This is a genomic window from Palleronia aestuarii (assembly GCF_003253995.1).
Lineage (GTDB): Bacteria > Pseudomonadota > Alphaproteobacteria > Rhodobacterales > Rhodobacteraceae > Palleronia > Palleronia aestuarii.
On sequence record NZ_QKZL01000010.1, the window covers coordinates 1 to 17,812 of the forward strand.

Below are 17,812 nucleotides of genomic sequence, written 5' to 3' on the forward strand. Positions count from 1 at the left end.
ATTTCTCTGACCGGGACGGTTCCACGAGCGGCTGCACATCTCGACCGGTTAGTATGCCCGCCTCGTCCGGGGCTGGGTTACCTCGATCGGATTGGAGCCGAGCTCTTACGGTACCCATTCCATGCGCCGGACCAAGGTTGCGCAGAACTACCGCAAGATCGGTGACCTTCACGCCGTCCAGCTTCTGCTTGGGCACACGAAGATGGACAGCACCGTTCGATACCTCGGCGTCGGGCTGGAGGATGCCCTTGCCATCTCGGAAGCGGTCGAGATTTGATCGTCTGGGCCGCCCTTTTCGCGGGCGGCCCACAGCTGCCGTTCATCGTGGCGGTCGGTTGCTGCAGTGCAGCCCACCAAACCAGATGGGGTGGATGGCTCCCGCTCCCCGGCGTCGCAATGCGCCATAGTGCAGGTGTCAGAATCTTCGATCGAGAGGAGCCACCCCATGCAGGTTACCACTGTCGGCCTCGACCTGGCCAAGAACATCTTTCACGTTCATGGCGTGACGGAAGGCGGCGAAGTGGCTTTCAACCGACCTTTGCGCCGGGCGCAGGTGCTGGCGTTCTTCGAACGCCTGTCACCCTGCCTTATCGGCGTTGAGGCCTGCGCATCGAGCCACCACTGGGGTCGCGAGCTTTCGAAGCTGGGCCATACCGTCCGGCTGATGCCACCGATGTACGTCAAACCGTACGTGAAGCGGGGCAAGTCCGACGCGGTCGATGCAGAAGCCATTTGCGAAGCCGTGACGCGGCCCACGATGCGCTTCGTCGAGATCAAATCCCAGAACCAGCAGGCGCTCTTGTCTCTGCACCGCGCACGGGACTTCGTGGTTCGCCAGCGCACCCAGCGGATCAACATGCTCCGGAGCCTGGCCGCGGAGTTCGGGATCACCATCGCTCGGGGCGTCGCCCGGGCCATCGACTTTGCGAAAGGGATCATCGACGACAAACAGTCCGGGTTACCCGAGCTCGCCCAGGACGTCCTGCGAGTCCTCAGCCGCCAGCTGGTCGATCTGCACAACCGCCTTGGCTGGTACGAAATCACGATGCGCATTCAGGCCCGTCTCAGCCGCCAGGCGCAACTCTTGCAGACCATTCCCGGCGTGGGGCCGGTGACGGCCTCGGCCGTAGCCGCGATGATCGGGGCGGGTCACCAGTTCAGGAGCGGGCGGGAGTTCGCGGCGTGGCTTGGTCTGACACCGCGCAACCACTCCAGCGGTGGCAAGGAGCGGTTGGGGAAGATCACCAAGATGGGAGATCGGTACCTGCGCCAACTCATCGTGGTCGGAATGACATCCCGCGTGCGGCAGGTCTCCAACCATCCAGAGCGCGCTGATCCATGGCTGACGAAGCTGTTGCAGAGAAAGCCGGCCCGGCTCGCGACCGTCGCCATGGCGAACAAGACGGCACGGATCATGTGGGCCGTCCTGACCAGAGACGAGCCATACAAGCCGCACGCGGCGTAGCCCGCCGAGTGCTCGAGAGATAGCAAGACCAACGATGTGATGGTGTACCCTTCAGCCGCAACGATCAGGACGCTCCGCCGAATGTCCCGGGCGCCATTGCCCGCAAAGCAGATAGGAACCTGATCTGCGGATCCCATCAGGGCCGGCGGTGTGAACCGCGCAAACAGGCCGGACACAAGACCGCTTCTGAAAAGGTACATGAGATCATTTACGACTTGCTATGCGGGAGCCATCCACACAGGACATTCGCCTCAAAGGACGACGAGCCTTCTATATAGCCTTCGCTTTCGCACACCTGAGGCAAACACTCCAACAGATCGTTAGAGGCTGGTGTCTCGCAGTTCTTTTGTCCATACTCTAATTTCAGGGTTTTGGGCGAGCAGAGCTTTATGAAAATCAGTGAAGTTATTCTTGAGCGAATAAAACATAGCCACGCACTAGACGCATATGTGAAAGGCGCAGTGTCGAAAATATCCGAGTATATATTATCGAATTCGATGATTTTCTTTCCTGAGTACACAGATCACGATATCACGCACTTCGAAGCTGTATTGGAAACAGCTATCGACCTTGCAACTGACAAGTCCTTGGAACTCATGTCTGACGTTGACTTAGCCATTCTTACAACGTCGGTCATGCTGCATGACTTAGGTATGCACCTGAGCAAAGATGGCTTTGAAACGTTGATTGACCCGGAGGGTCCGATGAAGTCAATCGACGGTTTCTCAGATCCGCCTTGGAACAAGCTTTGGCTAGCATTTCTCGCTGAAGCACGGCGATTTGATGCAAAGAAGCTAGAAGACCTGTTTGGTCCGAGCTTTCGACCAGTCACCGATTTCCCTTCCTTTGAAGAACCTTGGGACGAGTTCGACGTCCTAGTTGTTGGAGAGTTTCTTAGACGCCACCATCCGCGTCTAGCACACGAGATCGCTCTTCAAGGCATGCCTTCCAAAGATGGTAAGGTTGTTCAATTTTGCGGTTTTGGCTCTGAGCAAGAAGAGTTTCTGAGTGACATGAGCGGACTTGTGGCACGAAGCCATGGAATCGCACTCAGACAGACCTTTTCATACATCGAACAAAAATATGGTCACAGGATTGAGACGCGTTCCGCACACCCCGTGTACTTGATGACGTTATTGCGCATTGCGGATTACCTTCAAATCCAAAGTGCAAGAGCGCCCTCCGCGCGGACAGATGTCACAAAATTCAAAAGCCCGGTTTCGACCCGGGAATGGTCAGTGCATCAATGCGTAACAGATATCACCAACTTAACCGATCCAGAGTCGATTGACATCACGGCCAGGCCGGACAATATCGAGACCTTTCTAAGGTTGAAAGACTGGATCACCGACCTCCAAAGAGAGCTAGACTTGTCATGGGCGGTCTTGGGGGAAGTCTACGGGCTACAAGCGCACAGTGGATTAAACAAACTCGGGCTTCGAATTCGTCGACTTAGATCGAACATTGATGTAGCAAGAGAGTTTTCCAAGGCTGTCGACTATATCCCGAAGAAAATTGCGTTTACGGCTGCAGGTAGTGAACTGCTGAAGCTTTTGGTCGGCCCACTTTACGCCAATGAAGTGTCAGTTGGCCTGCGTGAACTTATACAGAATGCTACCGACGCAGTAAAAGAACTAGATAGTCTGGTTGACCAAGGCTCTATTGAGCGACCCGATCCCAGAACCGATGTCGCGGCCGATGTCCAAGTCGACTTTATGATCGACGAAGGCGACCAAAATAGCTGGAAAAGAAAAGTTAAATCCGTCATAATCACAGATCGCGGGGTAGGAATGACCCCGGACATCTTACAGAACTACTTTCTCAGGGCTGGCGCGTCGTACAGAAGTTCGTCGGCTTGGAGGGAGAGTTTCGAGAAGCCTGATGGTTCAAACCGGGTCCAACGAAGCGGTAGGTTCGGCGTCGGCGCACTGGCGGCCTTCTTACTTGGGGATGAAATTCGCGTTGAGACACGGCACTATTCGGAACCCTGTGAGAACGGACTCGAGTTTGCTGCAAGTATTGAGACCTCTTCAATAAACGTTGTCCGACGGCAGTGTGAAGTAGGCACCAAGATCAGCATTGAGATACCCGAAAAGCTTTAGGGAGAAGTTGGAGACCTTCTCCCCAGTCGATACTCACCCGAAGTGGATCGCCATCATCCGATTGGTAACTACTTCGGACGATACCCGGCGCTTATCTATACAGTTAACGGTTCTGATTTACCTTGGAACCAAGAATGTTTATTACCAACACGACAAGCAAGATTTGAAGATCCATGGAACTACTTTGAAACTGATGAGTTTGAAGTTAATTGGACGTACGCAAGCAATATGGTGGGGCTTGCGGTCAACCAAATAAACATCTCCGGCACAAGCTCATTCGGCCCAAGCCGCGCCAGCAACGCAGGAGTATCAATCCGCTCCTCCATCTTTTCCGAACCGTCACTATCAATCGGTGACAATTCTGGAGCATTCGAACTGAATTTGCAGCGTAGCTCTTACGCAGCTTCTGAACTTCCCTTTCGTGACGAACTGTTACGCGAGATAACTGACGAGTTTCTTCATTCTTGCCTATGGCAACTGACGAGAAATAGATCGCGTAGCTTTCCAAAATACGAGGGTTTAGAGAAAAGAGTTTATGGCAAGTATGAGCCAAAGTGGCTTGATTGTTCAGATGGAATTATTCTGAATGAGCCACGGTTTTTGAAACGATACGATCCGACTTTCTGCCTCAATCGCTACGGCGGCGGCTCCGAACCAACTTTTTTCCAAAGTATGGTAGGAGCGTTGCCTGACAGGTCGATCTACTTCCACGACGCAAATGATGAGTTTACTGGTCGAAGTTTTAATATGAAGGGTAAACTGGCGAGAGTACTCCGGGGCGAAGCCCTGAAATTTGTCAAGGAGACGACAAAGAGCCAGTTGGTTTTCGTACCTGCCGCTTTCGTTGATCTGATCCTGAAGGATATGAAGCCTGGTAAGGATATCAGGAAAACACTCGAGGGCTTGAGCACGGATACCGTTTCTGGCTGGATGCATCAATCAAGCGAAAAAATTTCAGAATCTGTTGAAATTCGAGATTGGCGGAAAGGTTTAGACAAAAACGGGAAAGACACCTGTGTTATCAGCCTCCACAGCCTCTCGACCCAGAGCTTTGAACCCAATGACAGTAAGGATGATGTTGTCTTCGATCGATGGATGGATCTTTTGGGGCAACCTTTTCTTCCCCGGACCGCCAACGATCTGTCACAACTTCAGCGTCGCTTGTCCGACAGACTTGAATCAAAGTATGAGATTTTTGAAGAACGAGCGAAGCAAGCGCAAAAAAAGCAAGAATCTGAGGCAAAGAAAAAAGCAGCTAAATCTGAATATTAGCGACACAGATGTTAGCAAACTCGGAGCGTGCTCGATAGATTTGCGAGCGCAGCGAATGTCCGTTCCCCGCCCTTCCTTACTCCGAGGAACGTCTACGATACGACGCTCCCCGAATGCCGACTTCGCGTCACATCAATGCAGCGTCGGCATCGTCGCGAGGGTCTCGATCCGATCGATCAGGCGTCGAACGCTGCGCAGGCTCAGTCCCGCGGCGGCCGGTGGGGCCGTGGCGAGGCAGTCCATGACGGCCTCGATCGCCGGCTCGGGCAGGCCCCGGTTCTCGCAGTCCCGCCGGGCGTAGCGCATCAGGTCGGCCCGCGGCACCGGACCGAGCGGCACGGGCGGGCAGCGGCTGAGGAGCGGCTCCGGCAGGCCATTGAGGCTGTTAGCCGTCAGCACCCACGCGATCCACGACATGTCGAACCGGACGCGGAAGTAGGGACAGTTCCAGTCCCTCGCCGTGGCGGGCTCGAGCAGAGGCAGGATCCCGTCGGTCAGGGTGAACCGGGCGCCGCGCGTGGACGTGGTTACGCCCGCCTTCTCGATCTCGTCGACGATGACGACGGGGCTCGCGCAGCGCTCCCGCAGGATCGTCTGCAGGACCCGGCCGGGCTGCGTGTTCGACCAGCCTCGCTGCGCGCCGACGAGCACAAAACTCGCCGGCTCGTTCGTCGCGTCGATGGCCGTGACCGGTCCCTCGATCAGCGTCCCGAGCCGCCGCGCCCAGTGGGACTTGCCGATCCCCGGCGGCCCGAGCAGCAGGAGTGGCGGCAGTGGCAACCCCGGAGAGCCCGTCCGCACCGCGCGGCGCATGGCGTGCCAGACCCGTTCCGTGGCTGGCCCCATCCACGGCATGTCCTCGTGCAGCGCCGAGGCGATGACGTCCGCCTCGTGCTCGGTGCCGAGCCGGGTGATCCAAGCGCCGTCGCGCAGGGCCGCGAGGCGGTCGCGGTCGTCGTCCTGCAGGTGCGCCAGGCCCGTGGCGGCGTCGCGGCGCTCGAGGTACCGTTTCGCCCGGCGATAAATGCGATGGCGGTCTCGCGTGGTGGTCCGGTCGCGACTGTTGCGGTCTTTGGGGGATCGATCCGGCTCCGGCCCTGCCTTCCCGGCCCGGATGCGGTTAAGAAAGCCCTTCAGCCGTTCTTCCACCTCCCAGCGCGGCGGCGGGTCGTCGCCGAGGTTCGCCTGAGCAAAGGGAATGATCGTCCGTGTCGGCATAGCCAACGTCCTTTCGACATGCTCGACGCCGGCCCGGGGGCCAAGCGCCGCACCCGCAGACGCGCGGCGCCTGGCGGATCAAGGAATGTGAAAGGGTCCGGACCCCGTGCAGGGGAGCGTCGGCTTGAAGGCCGGCGCAAGTCAACGGTTGGGGGCTCGCGGCGTTTGGATCGGCGTCAATGCAAGCGGCGCGAGGACCGATGACGCAATTTACTAATACGAAACGACATTATTCCGGACCAGTTTCCAGTGGCGATTAATCGCCGCGCAAAATGGCTTTTAACCCCCCATAATGGCGTTTTGAGAACGGCTTCTACACACAGTAACCTCATCCGAGATCTTACCCGCAATTGGAGTGGCCGCAGGCGGCGCAGATTGTGCAGCCTTCGGCCATGGAAAGTTCTTGCCTGGTTTCGAAGGAACATGTCGTCGCAGATGACGGGTCTAAGGCAAGGATGTGCACCGGTTCCGCAACTCAAGAACTCCCCGACATTAAGGAACGCCACGGGAAAGAATTCGTAGGCCATATCTCGGCGAGTAAGCTGATCAGATGGGTCCCGATGGGAACGCGGGACGTACCGGCGGCTGCTCGAATCCAACAGGAGAACCAAGGTAAGTTGCTTTGCATGCGGCGAAGCGAAAGGGATTGCGGTAAGCCACCGCAAAGTCAGAGAATTTTCCGCCGTCTGAAAGGGACTGGGCCTGATACGGCCGAAACCTTACCCCCAGATAGCCGAAACTTTGATCGGAGTTACAATACCTCAGTGGGTCCAGGCGCCGCGCCGCTTGGTTGCGAAGTTCTCTCCGTAGCCGCCGGGGCGGACGTTTGCGCCCCGTTTCTTGGGCTGGGTGACGATCGCGTCGATGCCGTTCGCCTTGGCGTAGTCGAGCGCCTCTTCCTTCGTGTCGAAACGCAATCTCACTTGCGATTGTGTATCTGCGGAAGAGGTCCACCCCATGAGCGGGTCGACCGTACGCGCCTCCTCGGCGGTGAATTCGAGGACCCACTTCTTCGTCCGGGCATAACCCGAGGACATCGCGGTCCGGGCGGGCTGATAGATCCTCGCTGTCATCTGGGCGCTCCTCAAGACCTGGTTCCGGGTGATCGCAAGACTTATCGGATCACGGGGGCAATATCGTCCACCATGAGACCCCGTGCAAGACCAGGCATTCAGCGCGCGCACCGGCCGGATCACTCGAAATTGGGGAAGCAGCGATCCGGCCGGACGGGTCTTCGGCTTGCAGTTACCATCTAGGCGACCCTTGAAGCGATTCGCAAGCTGACAACATTCGTTAAGGTTGTAATTTTGCGAACCTCGTCGTCCGACCGAGCAACGTCTGGCGTCCAATCCGCCTCCCTTGCCTCGCCGCGCTTGAAGATCCGGGGCGGTCGCGCATCTATGACAGGTATCCCAGACAGGTCCGCTCCATGCACAACAACGCGCCAGACCAGATGCCCGTGCTGCTCCATGCCTCGCCGCCGGACGCGGCCCGGCGGGAAAAGCTTGAAGGCGGCATCGCCTTCCGCATGAACACGGAATTCCTGCCTGCGGGCGATCAGCCCACGGCGATCGCCGAATTGTCCCAGGCGATCCGCGACGGGGAACGCGATCAGGTGCTGCTCGGCGCGACGGGGACCGGCAAGACCTACACGATGGCCAAGATCATCGAGGAGACGCAACGCCCCGCGATCATCCTCGCCCCTAACAAGACACTGGCCGCACAGCTCTATGGCGAGTTCAAGGGGTTCTTCCCCGACAACGCGGTCGAGTACTTCGTCAGCTACTACGATTACTACCAGCCGGAGGCCTACGTCCCGCGGTCGGATACCTTCATCGAGAAGGAAAGCCAGATCAACGAGCAGATCGACCGGATGCGCCACTCCGCCACCCGGGCTCTCTTGGAGCGCGACGACGTCATCATCGTGGCTTCCGTCTCCTGCATCTACGGCATCGGCTCGGTGGAAACCTACGGGGCGATGACGCTCGATCTGCATACCGGGCGCGAATACGAGCAGCGCAAGGTGATCGCGGATCTGGTGGCGCAGCAATACCGGCGCAACGATCAGGCCTTCCAGCGCGGCTCGTTCCGCGTCCGGGGCGATTCGCTCGAGATCTTCCCCGCACACCTCGAGGATCGGGCCTGGCGGCTGTCGTTCTTCGGGGAAGAGCTGGAATCGATCGTGGAGTTCGATCCTCTCACCGGAGAGAAGACCGCCGAATTCGACAGGATTCGGGTCTACGCCAATTCCCACTACGTCACGCCGCGCCCGACGATGAAGCAGGCGGTGGTGCAGATCAAGAAGGAGCTCAAACAACGCCTCGACCAGCTCGTGGGCGACGGCAAGCTCCTGGAGGCGCAGCGGTTGGAGCAGCGCACGAATTTCGACATCGAGATGCTGGAGGCCACCGGCGTCTGCAACGGTATCGAGAACTATTCGCGCTATCTTACCGGCCGCGCGCCCGGCGAGCCGCCCCCAACGCTTTTCGAGTTCATCCCCGACAACGCCATCGTCTTCGCCGACGAAAGCCACGTCTCCGTGCCGCAGATCGGCGGCATGTACCGGGGCGACTATCGCCGCAAGTTCACGCTCGCCGAGCATGGTTTCCGCCTGCCCTCCTGCATGGACAACCGTCCGCTCAAGTTCGAGGAGTGGGACGCGATGCGGCCGCAATCGGTCTTCGTCTCCGCCACCCCCGCCGCGTGGGAGCTGGAACAGACCGGCGGCGTCTTCACCGAACAGGTGATCCGCCCCACCGGGCTTCTCGACCCGCAGGTGGAGATCCGTCCGGTGGAGATGCAGGTCGACGACCTCCTCGACGAGGTGCGGCGAGTGAGTGCGGCGGGTTACCGCACGCTTTGCACCGTGCTGACGAAGCGGATGGCCGAGGATCTGACGGAGTACATGCATGAGCAGGGGATCAAGGTTCGCTACATGCATTCCGACATCGACACGATCGAAAGGATCGAGATCCTGCGCGACCTTCGCCTCGGGGCCTTCGACGTGCTGATCGGCATCAACCTCCTGCGCGAGGGGCTCGACATCCCGGAATGCGGGCTCGTGGCCATCCTCGACGCCGACAAGGAGGGGTTCCTGCGCTCGGAGACCTCACTCGTGCAGACGATCGGTCGCGCGGCACGCAACGTGGACGGACGGGTCATCATGTATGCCGACCGCATCACCGGCTCCATGGAGCGCGCGATGGCCGAGACCGACCGGCGTCGCGAAAAGCAGATGGCCTATAACGAGGAGCACGGGATCACGCCCGCGACGGTCAAGAAGAACGTCGAGGACATCCTTGCCGGGCTCTATCAGGGTGACGTGGACATGAACCGCGTGACGGCGAAGATCGAGCCGGAACGGTCGGGCTCGAACCTGCAGGCGGTGCTCGAGGGGTTGCGGACCGACATGCGCAAGGCCGCGGAAAACCTCGAATTCGAGGAAGCGGCCCGGCTCCGCGACGAGGTAAAGCGGCTCGAGGCCGTCGATCTCGCCGTGGCCGACGATCCGCTCGCCCGCCAGCAAGCCGTAGAGAAGGCGTCCGAGACCGCGACGAAGGCCTCGGGGCGATCCACCGCGGGGCGTCCGGGCCAGCGGGGCGGCAACGTCCAGCGCCGCAAGAAGCGCTGATCCCGGCTTCGCGAGACCGTTAGCGTTTCGTTAACCGCCACCGCGGAATGTCGCGCCATGCGGTGCGTCCCTCTCTGCGTCTTCCTGTGGATCGCGGCGTCCGGGATGGTCGCTGCGGGCGCCTGGCCGCGCGGTGAGGGCAAGGCGTTTCTTTCGTTCGAGACGACGCTGACCACGCCGCGATACTCGATCGCGTCGGAGCCCTGCCCGTTCCTGCCGACGATCGAGGAGCGCGCGACGCGCGCTGTTTGCCGGTACGACGAAAACGGCATCGGCATTCCGGGCCGTTTCACCTACCTGCCCCTCGTTGCCACGATCTATTCCACGTTCTTCGCCGAATACGGGCTGACGGAACGGGTGACGCTCGGCCTCGATGCGGGCTACGATTGGGAAAGCGACAGCTGGACGACGCTTGGCTTCGTTCGGCGCTCGTTCAACACGGATGGCCCGAATGTCTGGGCGGTGGAGCTCGCCGCGGGTCCGGCGCGGTCCTGGAACGGAGAGGCGGCGCGCGTCCTGCGCCCGGGCCTCCATTGGGGGCGCGGAACGGCTTGGGGCTGGCTCAGCGCGGAGAGCTATGCCGTCTTTCGCTCCGATCTCGACCGGCCGGCCTGGAAACTCGACCTGACGGCGGGCTGGAACTGGTCGGAAAAGGCAAGCTGGGTCCTGCAGGTGCAGAACGCCGCCTATCCCGGCGCCGATCCGACGGTCCGGCTCGCCCCGTCCTATGTTCGGGAGGTGCGCGACAATGTCCGGGTGAAGCTCGGCGCGGTGGCCGACGTGACGGGGCGCGAAGATATCGGCGTCTCGCTCGCCACCTGGATCGAGTTCTAGTCGCGCCCCGTGATCGCGCGCACGATCGCCAGCACGATGACGGCCCCGATCGCCGAGATGACGAGAAGCAGAAGCAACCCGCCCGCCGCGATGATCCCGATGCCCAGTGCCGCGAGGATGAACGGCAGCGCCACCGCACCGGCAATCCCCGCGAGGATGTAGACCGGCATACGGCGACCGGCGATCTTGCCCGCGATCGCCCCGGCGACCGCGCCGATCACGACGAGGAGAACGAGCGCCGTTGCGCCGATCACGTCCAGTAACTGCTCCACGTCGCTCTCCTCGGTCCGGCGATCACTCCGGGCGGGAGCTATCCGGTTCGAGGACCTCGCGCAAGCCGCGCCGCCTCTGTCAGACGCCGACCTGTGCGGCCTCGAGGACCCGGACTCCGTTGATCCGCCACGCCCCGTCGCGCTCCGTCATCTCGTATTCGAGCATGTGGAAGCCGCCCTGCATATCGCGGATCATGACCTTCTGGCGAACCGCACCGCCGTCCTCGACCTGCTCCACGAAGCGCAGCTCGTCGGGCCGGTAGACCATGGGATAGCCCTGGCGGACCATCTGCCCGAACCGTTCCGCCGTGCCGAACATTCCCTGGATAGAAGGCGAGGCATAGGTGAAGGCCCGGTCGAAATCGTCGGCGCGGAACGCATCGATCTGACTGGCGATGACGCCTTCGATCCCGCGCGCATCGCTGGTGTTCTGCGCCCCGGCGGGGAGCGCGATGCAGAAGATAAGGCTGAGGGCGGCGAATATCCGAAGCATGATCGACCCTTTCGCGAGCTGTCCTGCCTTCAGATACGTGGCACGCGACCCCCGAGTTTCAAACCGGTGCGCTGTCTTCCGTCGTCGCGAGCGTGCCGGCGAGCGCCCGTTCGATCAGGGCCCGCGTCTCCTCGATCCCGTAGAGGGCGATGAACCCGCCGAACCGGGGGCCCTGCGATGCACCGAGCAGGACCTCGTAGAGCGCCTTGAACCAGTCGCGCAGCGGTTCGAACCCGTGTGCCTTGCCGACCGCGAAGACCTCCGTCTGCAGCGCATCGGGATCGGCGGGACCCGACCAGGCATCGAGCCGCGCCGCAAGCTCCTCGAGCGCGGCCCTCTCACGCGCATCGGGCGCGCGGTAGACCTTGTGCGGCTTCACGAAATCCTCGTAGTAGCGCACCGCGAACAGGGCGGCCGCGTCGAGGCCGGGATGCGTTTCCGGCTCCGCCTCGGGCGCGTAGCGGCGAATGAAGCCCCAAAGCGTCGCCGCATCCTCCGCACCGGACGCGGAGGCGAGGTTCAGGAGCATGGCGAAGGGGACCACCATGTCGGAAGTGGGCACATCTCGGCCGTGGATGTGGAAGACCGGGTTGGCGAGCCGCTGCGGCGCGTCTTGATCGCCATGGGCGCGAAGCTGCTGATGGTACTCGTCCACCGCCTTCGGGATCACGTCGAAATAGAGCCGCTTCGCCGTCTTCGGCTTCTGGTACATGAAGTAGGCGAGGCTTTCGGGCGCGGCGTAGCGCAGCCATTCCTCCATCGAGAGGCCGTTGCCCTTCGACTTGGAGATCTTCTGACCCTGCTCGTCGTTGAAGAGTTCGTAGGTCAGCGTCTCCGGCCCGGGCGCGCCGAGCGCGCGGCAGATCCGGCGCGCCTGTGTCACGGAATCGATCAGATCCTTGCCCGACATCTCGTAATCGACGCCGAGCGCGTACCAGCGCATCGCCCAGTCAGGTTTCCATTGCATCTTGACCCGGCCGCCCGTGACGGGGATCTCCACTCGCTCCCCGTCGGGCTCGGCATAGACGATCGTGCCGCGGCTCGCGTTGCGCTCGAGAACGGGGACCTGCAGGACGTGCCCGGTCTTGGGGCTCACCGGCAGGAAGGGCGAATAAGTCGCGCGCCGCTCCTCCCCGAGCGTGGGGAGCATGATCTCCATGATCTCGTCGTAGACCTCGAGGACCCGCAGAAGCGCCGCGTCGAACCGGCCTGACGTGTAGTATTCCGTCGAGGAGGCGAACTCGTACTCGAACCCGAAACTATCGAGAAAGGCCCTGAGCCGCGCGTTGTTGTGCGCCCCGAAACTCTCGTGCGTGCCGAAGGGATCGCGCACGCGGCTGAGCGGCAGGTGCAGGTCCGCCTCCATCTCGGCGCGGTTCGGCACGTTGCCCGGAACTTTTCTGAGCCCGTCCATGTCGTCGGAGAAGCAGAGAAGCTTCGTCGGAATATCCGAGATCGTCTCGAAGGCGCGGCGCACCATCGTGGTGCGCGCGACCTCTCCGAACGTGCCGATATGCGGCAGGCCCGAGGGACCATAGCCCGTTTCGAAAAGCGCGTATCCCTTCTTCGGCGGGGCCTTCTCGAACCGCTTGACGAGACGACGCGCCTCCTCGAACGGCCAGGCCTTCGACGCAAGGGCTGTTTCGCGCAGATCGGTCATCGTCACGTCTCCTCGGGGCCCGGCCGGATCGCACGGGGCCGGGCCTGCCTATTGCCGGGACAGGGCTACGTCAATAATCTGGCCGGGACATAGAACAAGGCCAGAACATGACCGAAATCAGCCATTCGCTGACGCCGCCGGATTGCCTCGTGGCGATGATGATCGCCGTCTCCGCCTCGGACGAGAACCTCCGAACGACCGAACTCGTGACGATCGAGCGGATCGTGAACCACCTGCCCGTCTTCCAGAACTACGACCAGGACCGCATCCGGACCACCGCCGAAATCGTCTTCGATCTCTTCTCGGAAGAGGACGGGCTCGACGCGCTCTTTGGTCTCGTACGGGACAATCTGCCTCCTCACCTCTACGAGACGGCCTATGCGATGGCCTGCGACGTGGCGGCTGCGGACGGGACGATCCGGGAAAGCGAACTCAGGCTTCTCGAGGAAATGCGCTACGAACTCGACATTTCCCGGCTTCACGCGGCGGCGATCGAGCGTGGGGCGCGCGCACGCCACCTCACCATTACCGAAACCTGATCCACCGACGAAGCGTTGGCCTCCGAACTGGATATTGGAGAACCTTCGGATGGAATTCATTTTCGGCATCATCGTCCTGATCGCGGACGTCTATGCCCTCTACAACATCATCACCAGCGGCGCCTCGACGCTTTCCAAGATCATCTGGTGCCTCGTCGTGCTGATCCTGCCGGTACTCGGCTTCATCGCATGGCTGATCGCCGGACCGCGGAGCGGCGGCGCGCGCGTCTGATCAACCCGTGTAGACGGTACCCCACCGCGCGAGGAGGCCTCTCTGGAGGGTTCTCGCGCGGTTGAGCCAGACCTGCCCACCGGGCGGCTGCTCGCGCTCTTCCATGGCGAGCGAATCGCGCCGCTCGATATCCGCGCATAAGATCGCGAAGGCGAGGGGCGGACGCCCCTGCCCTCCGATGAACCCCGTCAGGGCGGATACGAAATTCAGCGTTCCGGTCTTCGCGGCCACGTCAAGGCCGGGACGGTCGGCGACGGGATACGGTTTCAGAAGGCCCGAGAGCAGGCCGTCAGAACCCGCGACGACCATCGCGCGGACCATGTCCTGTGCGCTGATCCGGCTGTCGTCACCCAAGCCCGAATGATCGATCAGTTGCGGATCGGCGAGTTGCAGGTCGCTGCGAAGCCAGTTGGACATCCGCGCGCCGGACGCGGAGAAGCCCGCGACCGGACCCGAAACGGACGACGCGGATAGACCAACGGCTTCCGCCGTAAGATTGGTCGAGAACTTCAGCATGTCGCGCAGGATCGTGGTCAGCGGTGCGCTGTGGTGACGGACGAGCACCTCGCCCTCCACCGACTGCACAGGTGTCGTTCCGCCCGCGATCTCGATCCCTTCGGATCGGGCCAGCACCTCGAAGACTTCGCCGGTATAGGTATCGGGATGCCGCACCGGCAGCCAACGCGCCCCCTCCGATCCGAGCGCCCATCGCGCGACGCTCCAGCTCTCGCGCTCTTCCTCGTAGGCGTAGGAGAAGACGGGGGTGCGCCGATCGACCACCTCCATCTGCGCCATCGTCACGCCGGGCCGACGGGACGCGGAACGCCCCTGCATCGCGACGCGATAGGTCTCGCCCTGACGTTCCCATTCGAAATAGACGCGATTGTAGTTCAGGTTGAGCCCGCCCACCGACGGGTTGTAGCCGACATGGTCGGGCTGCTCGGGGTCGATCTCCTCGGCCTGTGGCAGCGCCCCGCCCCAGATCCTGAGCCCGCCCGTCACCTCCCGCACACCACGGTCCTTCAGATCCGAGGCCATCTGAGCGAGATCGTCCGTGTCGAGCGTCGGATCGCCCCCGCCCGCGAGGATCAGATCACCGTCGATGCGACCGTCCTCGATCGGAGCTGTGGCCAGAAGGCGGGTCTCGAACCGGTGCTCCGGCCCCAGCCGATCGAGCGCATAGAGCGAGGTCAGGGCCTTGGCGGTACTCGCGGGCGGCAGCCGAACCTCCGGATTGTAGGATTCGAGGATCTGGCCCGTCTCTGCATCGGCGACCGCGAAACCGACCCGCCCGCTCAATTGCGACCGGGCCACCATGGCCGCACCGCCGGGGACCGTGCGGATCGCGAAATCTCCCGCCCGGGGGCGTGGCCGGAGAGAGCCCAGGGGCGCCTCCGCCCAGGCGGCGGTCGATCCCGCCGAGGCGAGCCCTGCCAGCACTGTCCGTCTCGTCAGACGCATGGCCGCAATCTCCCAAAGACCCCGACGGGATAGGACGTCGCCGCTCTCCGCATCAACCCGCGGAGGAACCCGGTTCAATCAAATCCCCGTTGATAGATGCGCCGCCGTCACGCCGGAACGGAGACGGTCCACTCGCCCGCGGCGCGCAACGCGCTCGAATTGTCCGCCCGCATCGGGATGTTCACGAAGGCCCATGCGGGCGGCGGCATCCGGCCGAGACCGCGCACCGCCCCCCCGCGCAGCCGGGCCCGCGCGAAGAGCCGGGCCGCGGGAGACATCCGTGCCGAGATCCGCTGCCCGGGCCGCGCCAGGACGCCCACGGGCACGCGATTCACGATCTCCTGCCAATCGTCCCACAGGTGCAGCGACGCGAGATTGTCCGCGCCCATGAGCCAGACGAAGCGCACGCCGGGATAGCGGCGCTGCAGGGCGCGGATCGTGTCCGCCGTGTACCGGGTGCCGAGCGCGGTCTCGAGCGCGGTCACCTCCGCCCGCGGATGGTCCATGACCTCGCGGGCACGCGCGAGACGGCGGTCGAGCGGGGCCGGACCCTGTTTTTTCAAAGGATTGCCGGGGCTCACCAGCCACCAGACGCGATCGAGCCCGAAGAGCCGCAGCGCCTCGCGGGTCACGTGCGCATGACCGGCATGGGCGGGATCGAAGGATCCCCCCAGAAGGCCGATCACCTCCCCGCTCCGCGCCACAGGCCATCCCGGACCGTGCATCATGTTCCGCCCGCTTCCATGGCCCGAACGTAGACTATGGGCGGGATCGACGCGCAACACGGCAATCGCAGGGACGGCGGGCAACTGCGAAGCGCGGACACGACGCGACACTTTTTCCCGCTTTCCACGTGGCGTTGTCATTGTGCGAGATACCGCGTCGCATTAGAACGCTCGCGAGAGCGCCGGCGCAACGCGCCCGCGGACCTACTGCGGCAATCGAGGAGGCACCATATGGCCGACGCAGCCACCCACGGCCACGAGGGCCATGACGACCGGGGCTTCTTCACCCGCTGGTTCATGTCGACGAACCACAAGGACATCGGCATCCTCTATCTCTTCACGGCCGGCCTGACCGGCTTCATCTCTGTGGCCTTCACAGTCTACATGCGGATGGAGCTGATGGAGCCGGGCGTCCAGTTCATGTGCATGGAAGGCGCGCGGCTCATCCCGACCGCGACCGAGAATTGCACGCCGAACGGCCATCTCTGGAACGTGATGATCACGGCGCACGGCATCCTGATGATGTTCTTCGTCGTCATCCCGGCGCTCTTCGGGGGATTCGGCAACTACCTGATGCCGCTGCAGATCGGTGCGCCGGACATGGCGTTCCCGCGGATGAACAACCTGAGCTACTGGCTCTTCGTGGCGGGCTCCACCCTCGCCATCTGCTCGGTATTCGCGCCCGGCGGAAACGGGCAGATGGGTTCGGGCATCGGCTGGGTGCTCTATCCGCCGCTTTCGACGACGGAAGGCGGGTATTCGACGGACCTCGCCATCTTCGCCGTCCACGTTTCCGGCGCATCCTCGATCCTCGGCGCGATCAACATGATCACGACCTTTCTCAACATGCGCGCGCCGGGCATGACGCTCTTCAAGGTGCCGCTCTTCTCGTGGTCGATCTTCGTCACCGCGTGGCTGATCCTGCTGTCGCTGCCGGTCCTCGCGGGCGCGATCACGATGCTGCTTACCGACCGCAACTTCGGCACGACCTTCTTCGACCCCGCGGGCGGCGGTGATCCGGTTCTCTACCAGCACATCCTGTGGTTCTTCGGTCATCCGGAAGTGTACATCGTGATCCTGCCGGGCTTCGGCATCATCTCTCACGTGATCGCGACCTTCTCGCGCAAGCCGATCTTCGGCTACCTGCCGATGGTCTGGGCGCTGATCGCGATCGGGGTGCTGGGCTTCGTCGTCTGGGCGCATCACATGTACACGGTGGGCATGTCGCTCACCCAGCAGAGCTACTTCATGCTCGCCACGATGGTCATCGCGGTGCCCACGGGGATCAAGATCTTCTCGTGGATCGCGACGATGTGGGGCGGGTCGGTGCAGCTCAAGGTCCCGATGCTCTGGGCCTTCGGCTTCCTCGTCCTCTTCACCGCGGGCGGCGTGACGGGCATCGTTCTGTCGCAGGCGGCTATCGACCGGGTCTATCACGACACCTACTACGTCGTGGCACACTTCCACTACGTGATGAGCCTCGGCGCCGTCTTCGCGATCTTCGCGGGCATCTACTTCTACTTCCCGAAATTCACGGGCAAGATGATCCCCGAATGGATCGGTCAGACGCATTTCTGGGCGATGTTCATCGGCTCCAACCTGACGTTCTTCCCGCAGCACTTCCTCGGGCGCCAAGGGATGCCGCGGAGATACATCGACTATCCGGAAGCGTTCTCGCTCTGGCATGCCGTGTCGTCCTGGGGGGCCTTCCTGAGCTTCGCGTCGTTCGTGTTCTTCATCGTCGCGATCTTCTGGGTGCTCATCAAGGTGCCGCGCACGGTCGGCGCCAACCCCTGGAACGAGCATGCCGACACGCTCGAGTGGACCCTGCCCTCTCCCCCGCCGGAGCACACGTTCGAGACGCTGCCCAAGCGGTCGGATTGGGATACGATCCCCACGCACTGACAC

General features: G+C 62.1%; 15 protein-coding genes and 1 pseudogene. 9 read left to right on the forward strand and 7 right to left on the reverse strand.

From position 1 onward, the window contains the following. Positions 1-10: 10 nt before the first annotated feature. The 4 genes and pseudogenes from LX81_RS12270 to LX81_RS21895 all read left to right on the forward strand — a co-directional run. A pseudogene (locus LX81_RS12270) lies at positions 11-277 on the forward strand (site-specific integrase); the annotation flags it as partial. A 168-nt stretch (positions 278-445) separates the two neighbouring features. Continuing rightward, positions 446-1,465: an IS110 family RNA-guided transposase gene (locus LX81_RS12275; RefSeq protein ID WP_111537625.1), complete on the forward strand. Its 1,020-nt coding sequence runs from the start codon at positions 446-448 to the stop codon at positions 1,463-1,465. Positions 1,466-1,854: 389 nt separating this feature from the next. Beyond that, positions 1,855-3,567: an HD domain-containing protein gene (locus tag LX81_RS12280; protein ID WP_111537626.1), complete on the forward strand. Its 1,713-nt coding sequence runs from the start codon at positions 1,855-1,857 to the stop codon at positions 3,565-3,567. A 42-nt stretch (positions 3,568-3,609) separates the two neighbouring features. Then, positions 3,610-4,839, forward strand: coding sequence for a hypothetical protein (locus LX81_RS21895; RefSeq protein ID WP_146259423.1), 1,230 nt, complete (start codon positions 3,610-3,612; stop codon positions 4,837-4,839). Between the two features lie 132 nt (positions 4,840-4,971). Here the strand turns inward: LX81_RS21895 and LX81_RS12285 are convergent, their stop codons facing one another. Both LX81_RS12285 and LX81_RS12290 read right to left on the reverse strand, forming a co-directional pair. Then, complete coding sequence (locus LX81_RS12285) at positions 4,972-6,057, reverse strand: AAA family ATPase (protein WP_111537627.1); 1,086 nt, start codon at positions 6,055-6,057, stop codon at positions 4,972-4,974. 761 nt (positions 6,058-6,818) lie between these two features. Then, the gene (locus LX81_RS12290; RefSeq protein ID WP_111537628.1) at positions 6,819-7,130 is read right to left on the reverse strand and encodes an ETC complex I subunit; all 312 of its coding nucleotides are present in this window, start codon (positions 7,128-7,130) and stop codon (positions 6,819-6,821) included. Positions 7,131-7,510: 380 nt separating this feature from the next. On the opposite strand from LX81_RS12290, the gene uvrB reads away from it, so the two are divergent. Then, on the forward strand, positions 7,511-9,688 hold the full coding sequence (uvrB, locus tag LX81_RS12295; protein WP_272939483.1) for an excinuclease ABC subunit UvrB: 2,178 nt from the start codon (positions 7,511-7,513) through the stop codon (positions 9,686-9,688). A 57-nt stretch (positions 9,689-9,745) separates the two neighbouring features. After that, positions 9,746-10,522, forward strand: coding sequence for a hypothetical protein (locus LX81_RS12300; RefSeq protein ID WP_111537630.1), 777 nt, complete (start codon positions 9,746-9,748; stop codon positions 10,520-10,522). Here the strand turns inward: LX81_RS12300 and LX81_RS12305 are convergent. The 3 genes from LX81_RS12305 to LX81_RS12315 form a co-directional block, all read right to left on the reverse strand. Next, complete coding sequence (locus tag LX81_RS12305) at positions 10,519-10,794, reverse strand: GlsB/YeaQ/YmgE family stress response membrane protein (RefSeq protein WP_111537631.1); 276 nt, start codon at positions 10,792-10,794, stop codon at positions 10,519-10,521. The two genes, LX81_RS12300 and LX81_RS12305, sit on opposite strands and share 4 nt — an antisense overlap. Positions 10,795-10,873: 79 nt before the next feature. Beyond that, positions 10,874-11,287 (reverse strand): DUF4864 domain-containing protein, encoded by a 414-nt coding sequence (locus LX81_RS12310; protein ID WP_111537632.1) that lies wholly within the window; start codon positions 11,285-11,287, stop codon positions 10,874-10,876. A gap of 58 nt (positions 11,288-11,345) precedes the next feature. Then, positions 11,346-12,947: a lysine--tRNA ligase gene (locus LX81_RS12315; protein ID WP_111537633.1), complete on the reverse strand. Its 1,602-nt coding sequence runs from the start codon at positions 12,945-12,947 to the stop codon at positions 11,346-11,348. 107 nt (positions 12,948-13,054) lie between these two features. Between LX81_RS12315 and LX81_RS12320 the strand changes: the two genes are divergently transcribed. Further along, on the forward strand, positions 13,055-13,486 hold the full coding sequence (locus tag LX81_RS12320) for a tellurite resistance TerB family protein (RefSeq protein WP_111537634.1): 432 nt from the start codon (positions 13,055-13,057) through the stop codon (positions 13,484-13,486). Positions 13,487-13,535: 49 nt separating this feature from the next. Continuing rightward, on the forward strand, positions 13,536-13,718 hold the full coding sequence (locus LX81_RS12325; RefSeq protein ID WP_111537635.1) for a PLDc N-terminal domain-containing protein: 183 nt from the start codon (positions 13,536-13,538) through the stop codon (positions 13,716-13,718). Here LX81_RS12325 and dacB read toward each other — a convergent pair whose 3' ends face one another. Both dacB and LX81_RS12335 read right to left on the reverse strand, forming a co-directional pair. Further along, positions 13,719-15,179 carry a D-alanyl-D-alanine carboxypeptidase/D-alanyl-D-alanine endopeptidase gene (dacB, locus tag LX81_RS12330; RefSeq protein ID WP_111537636.1) on the reverse strand — a complete coding sequence of 487 codons (1,461 nt, stop codon included), beginning with the start codon at positions 15,177-15,179 and terminating at the stop codon, positions 13,719-13,721. Positions 15,180-15,286: 107 nt separating this feature from the next. Next, positions 15,287-15,904, reverse strand: coding sequence for a nicotinate-nucleotide adenylyltransferase (locus LX81_RS12335; RefSeq protein WP_234822601.1), 618 nt, complete (start codon positions 15,902-15,904; stop codon positions 15,287-15,289). 231 nt (positions 15,905-16,135) lie between these two features. Here LX81_RS12335 and ctaD point away from each other — a divergent pair, with 231 nt between their 5' ends. Continuing rightward, complete coding sequence (gene ctaD, locus LX81_RS12340) at positions 16,136-17,809, forward strand: cytochrome c oxidase subunit I (protein ID WP_111537638.1); 1,674 nt, start codon at positions 16,136-16,138, stop codon at positions 17,807-17,809. Positions 17,810-17,812: the final 3 nt, after the last annotated feature.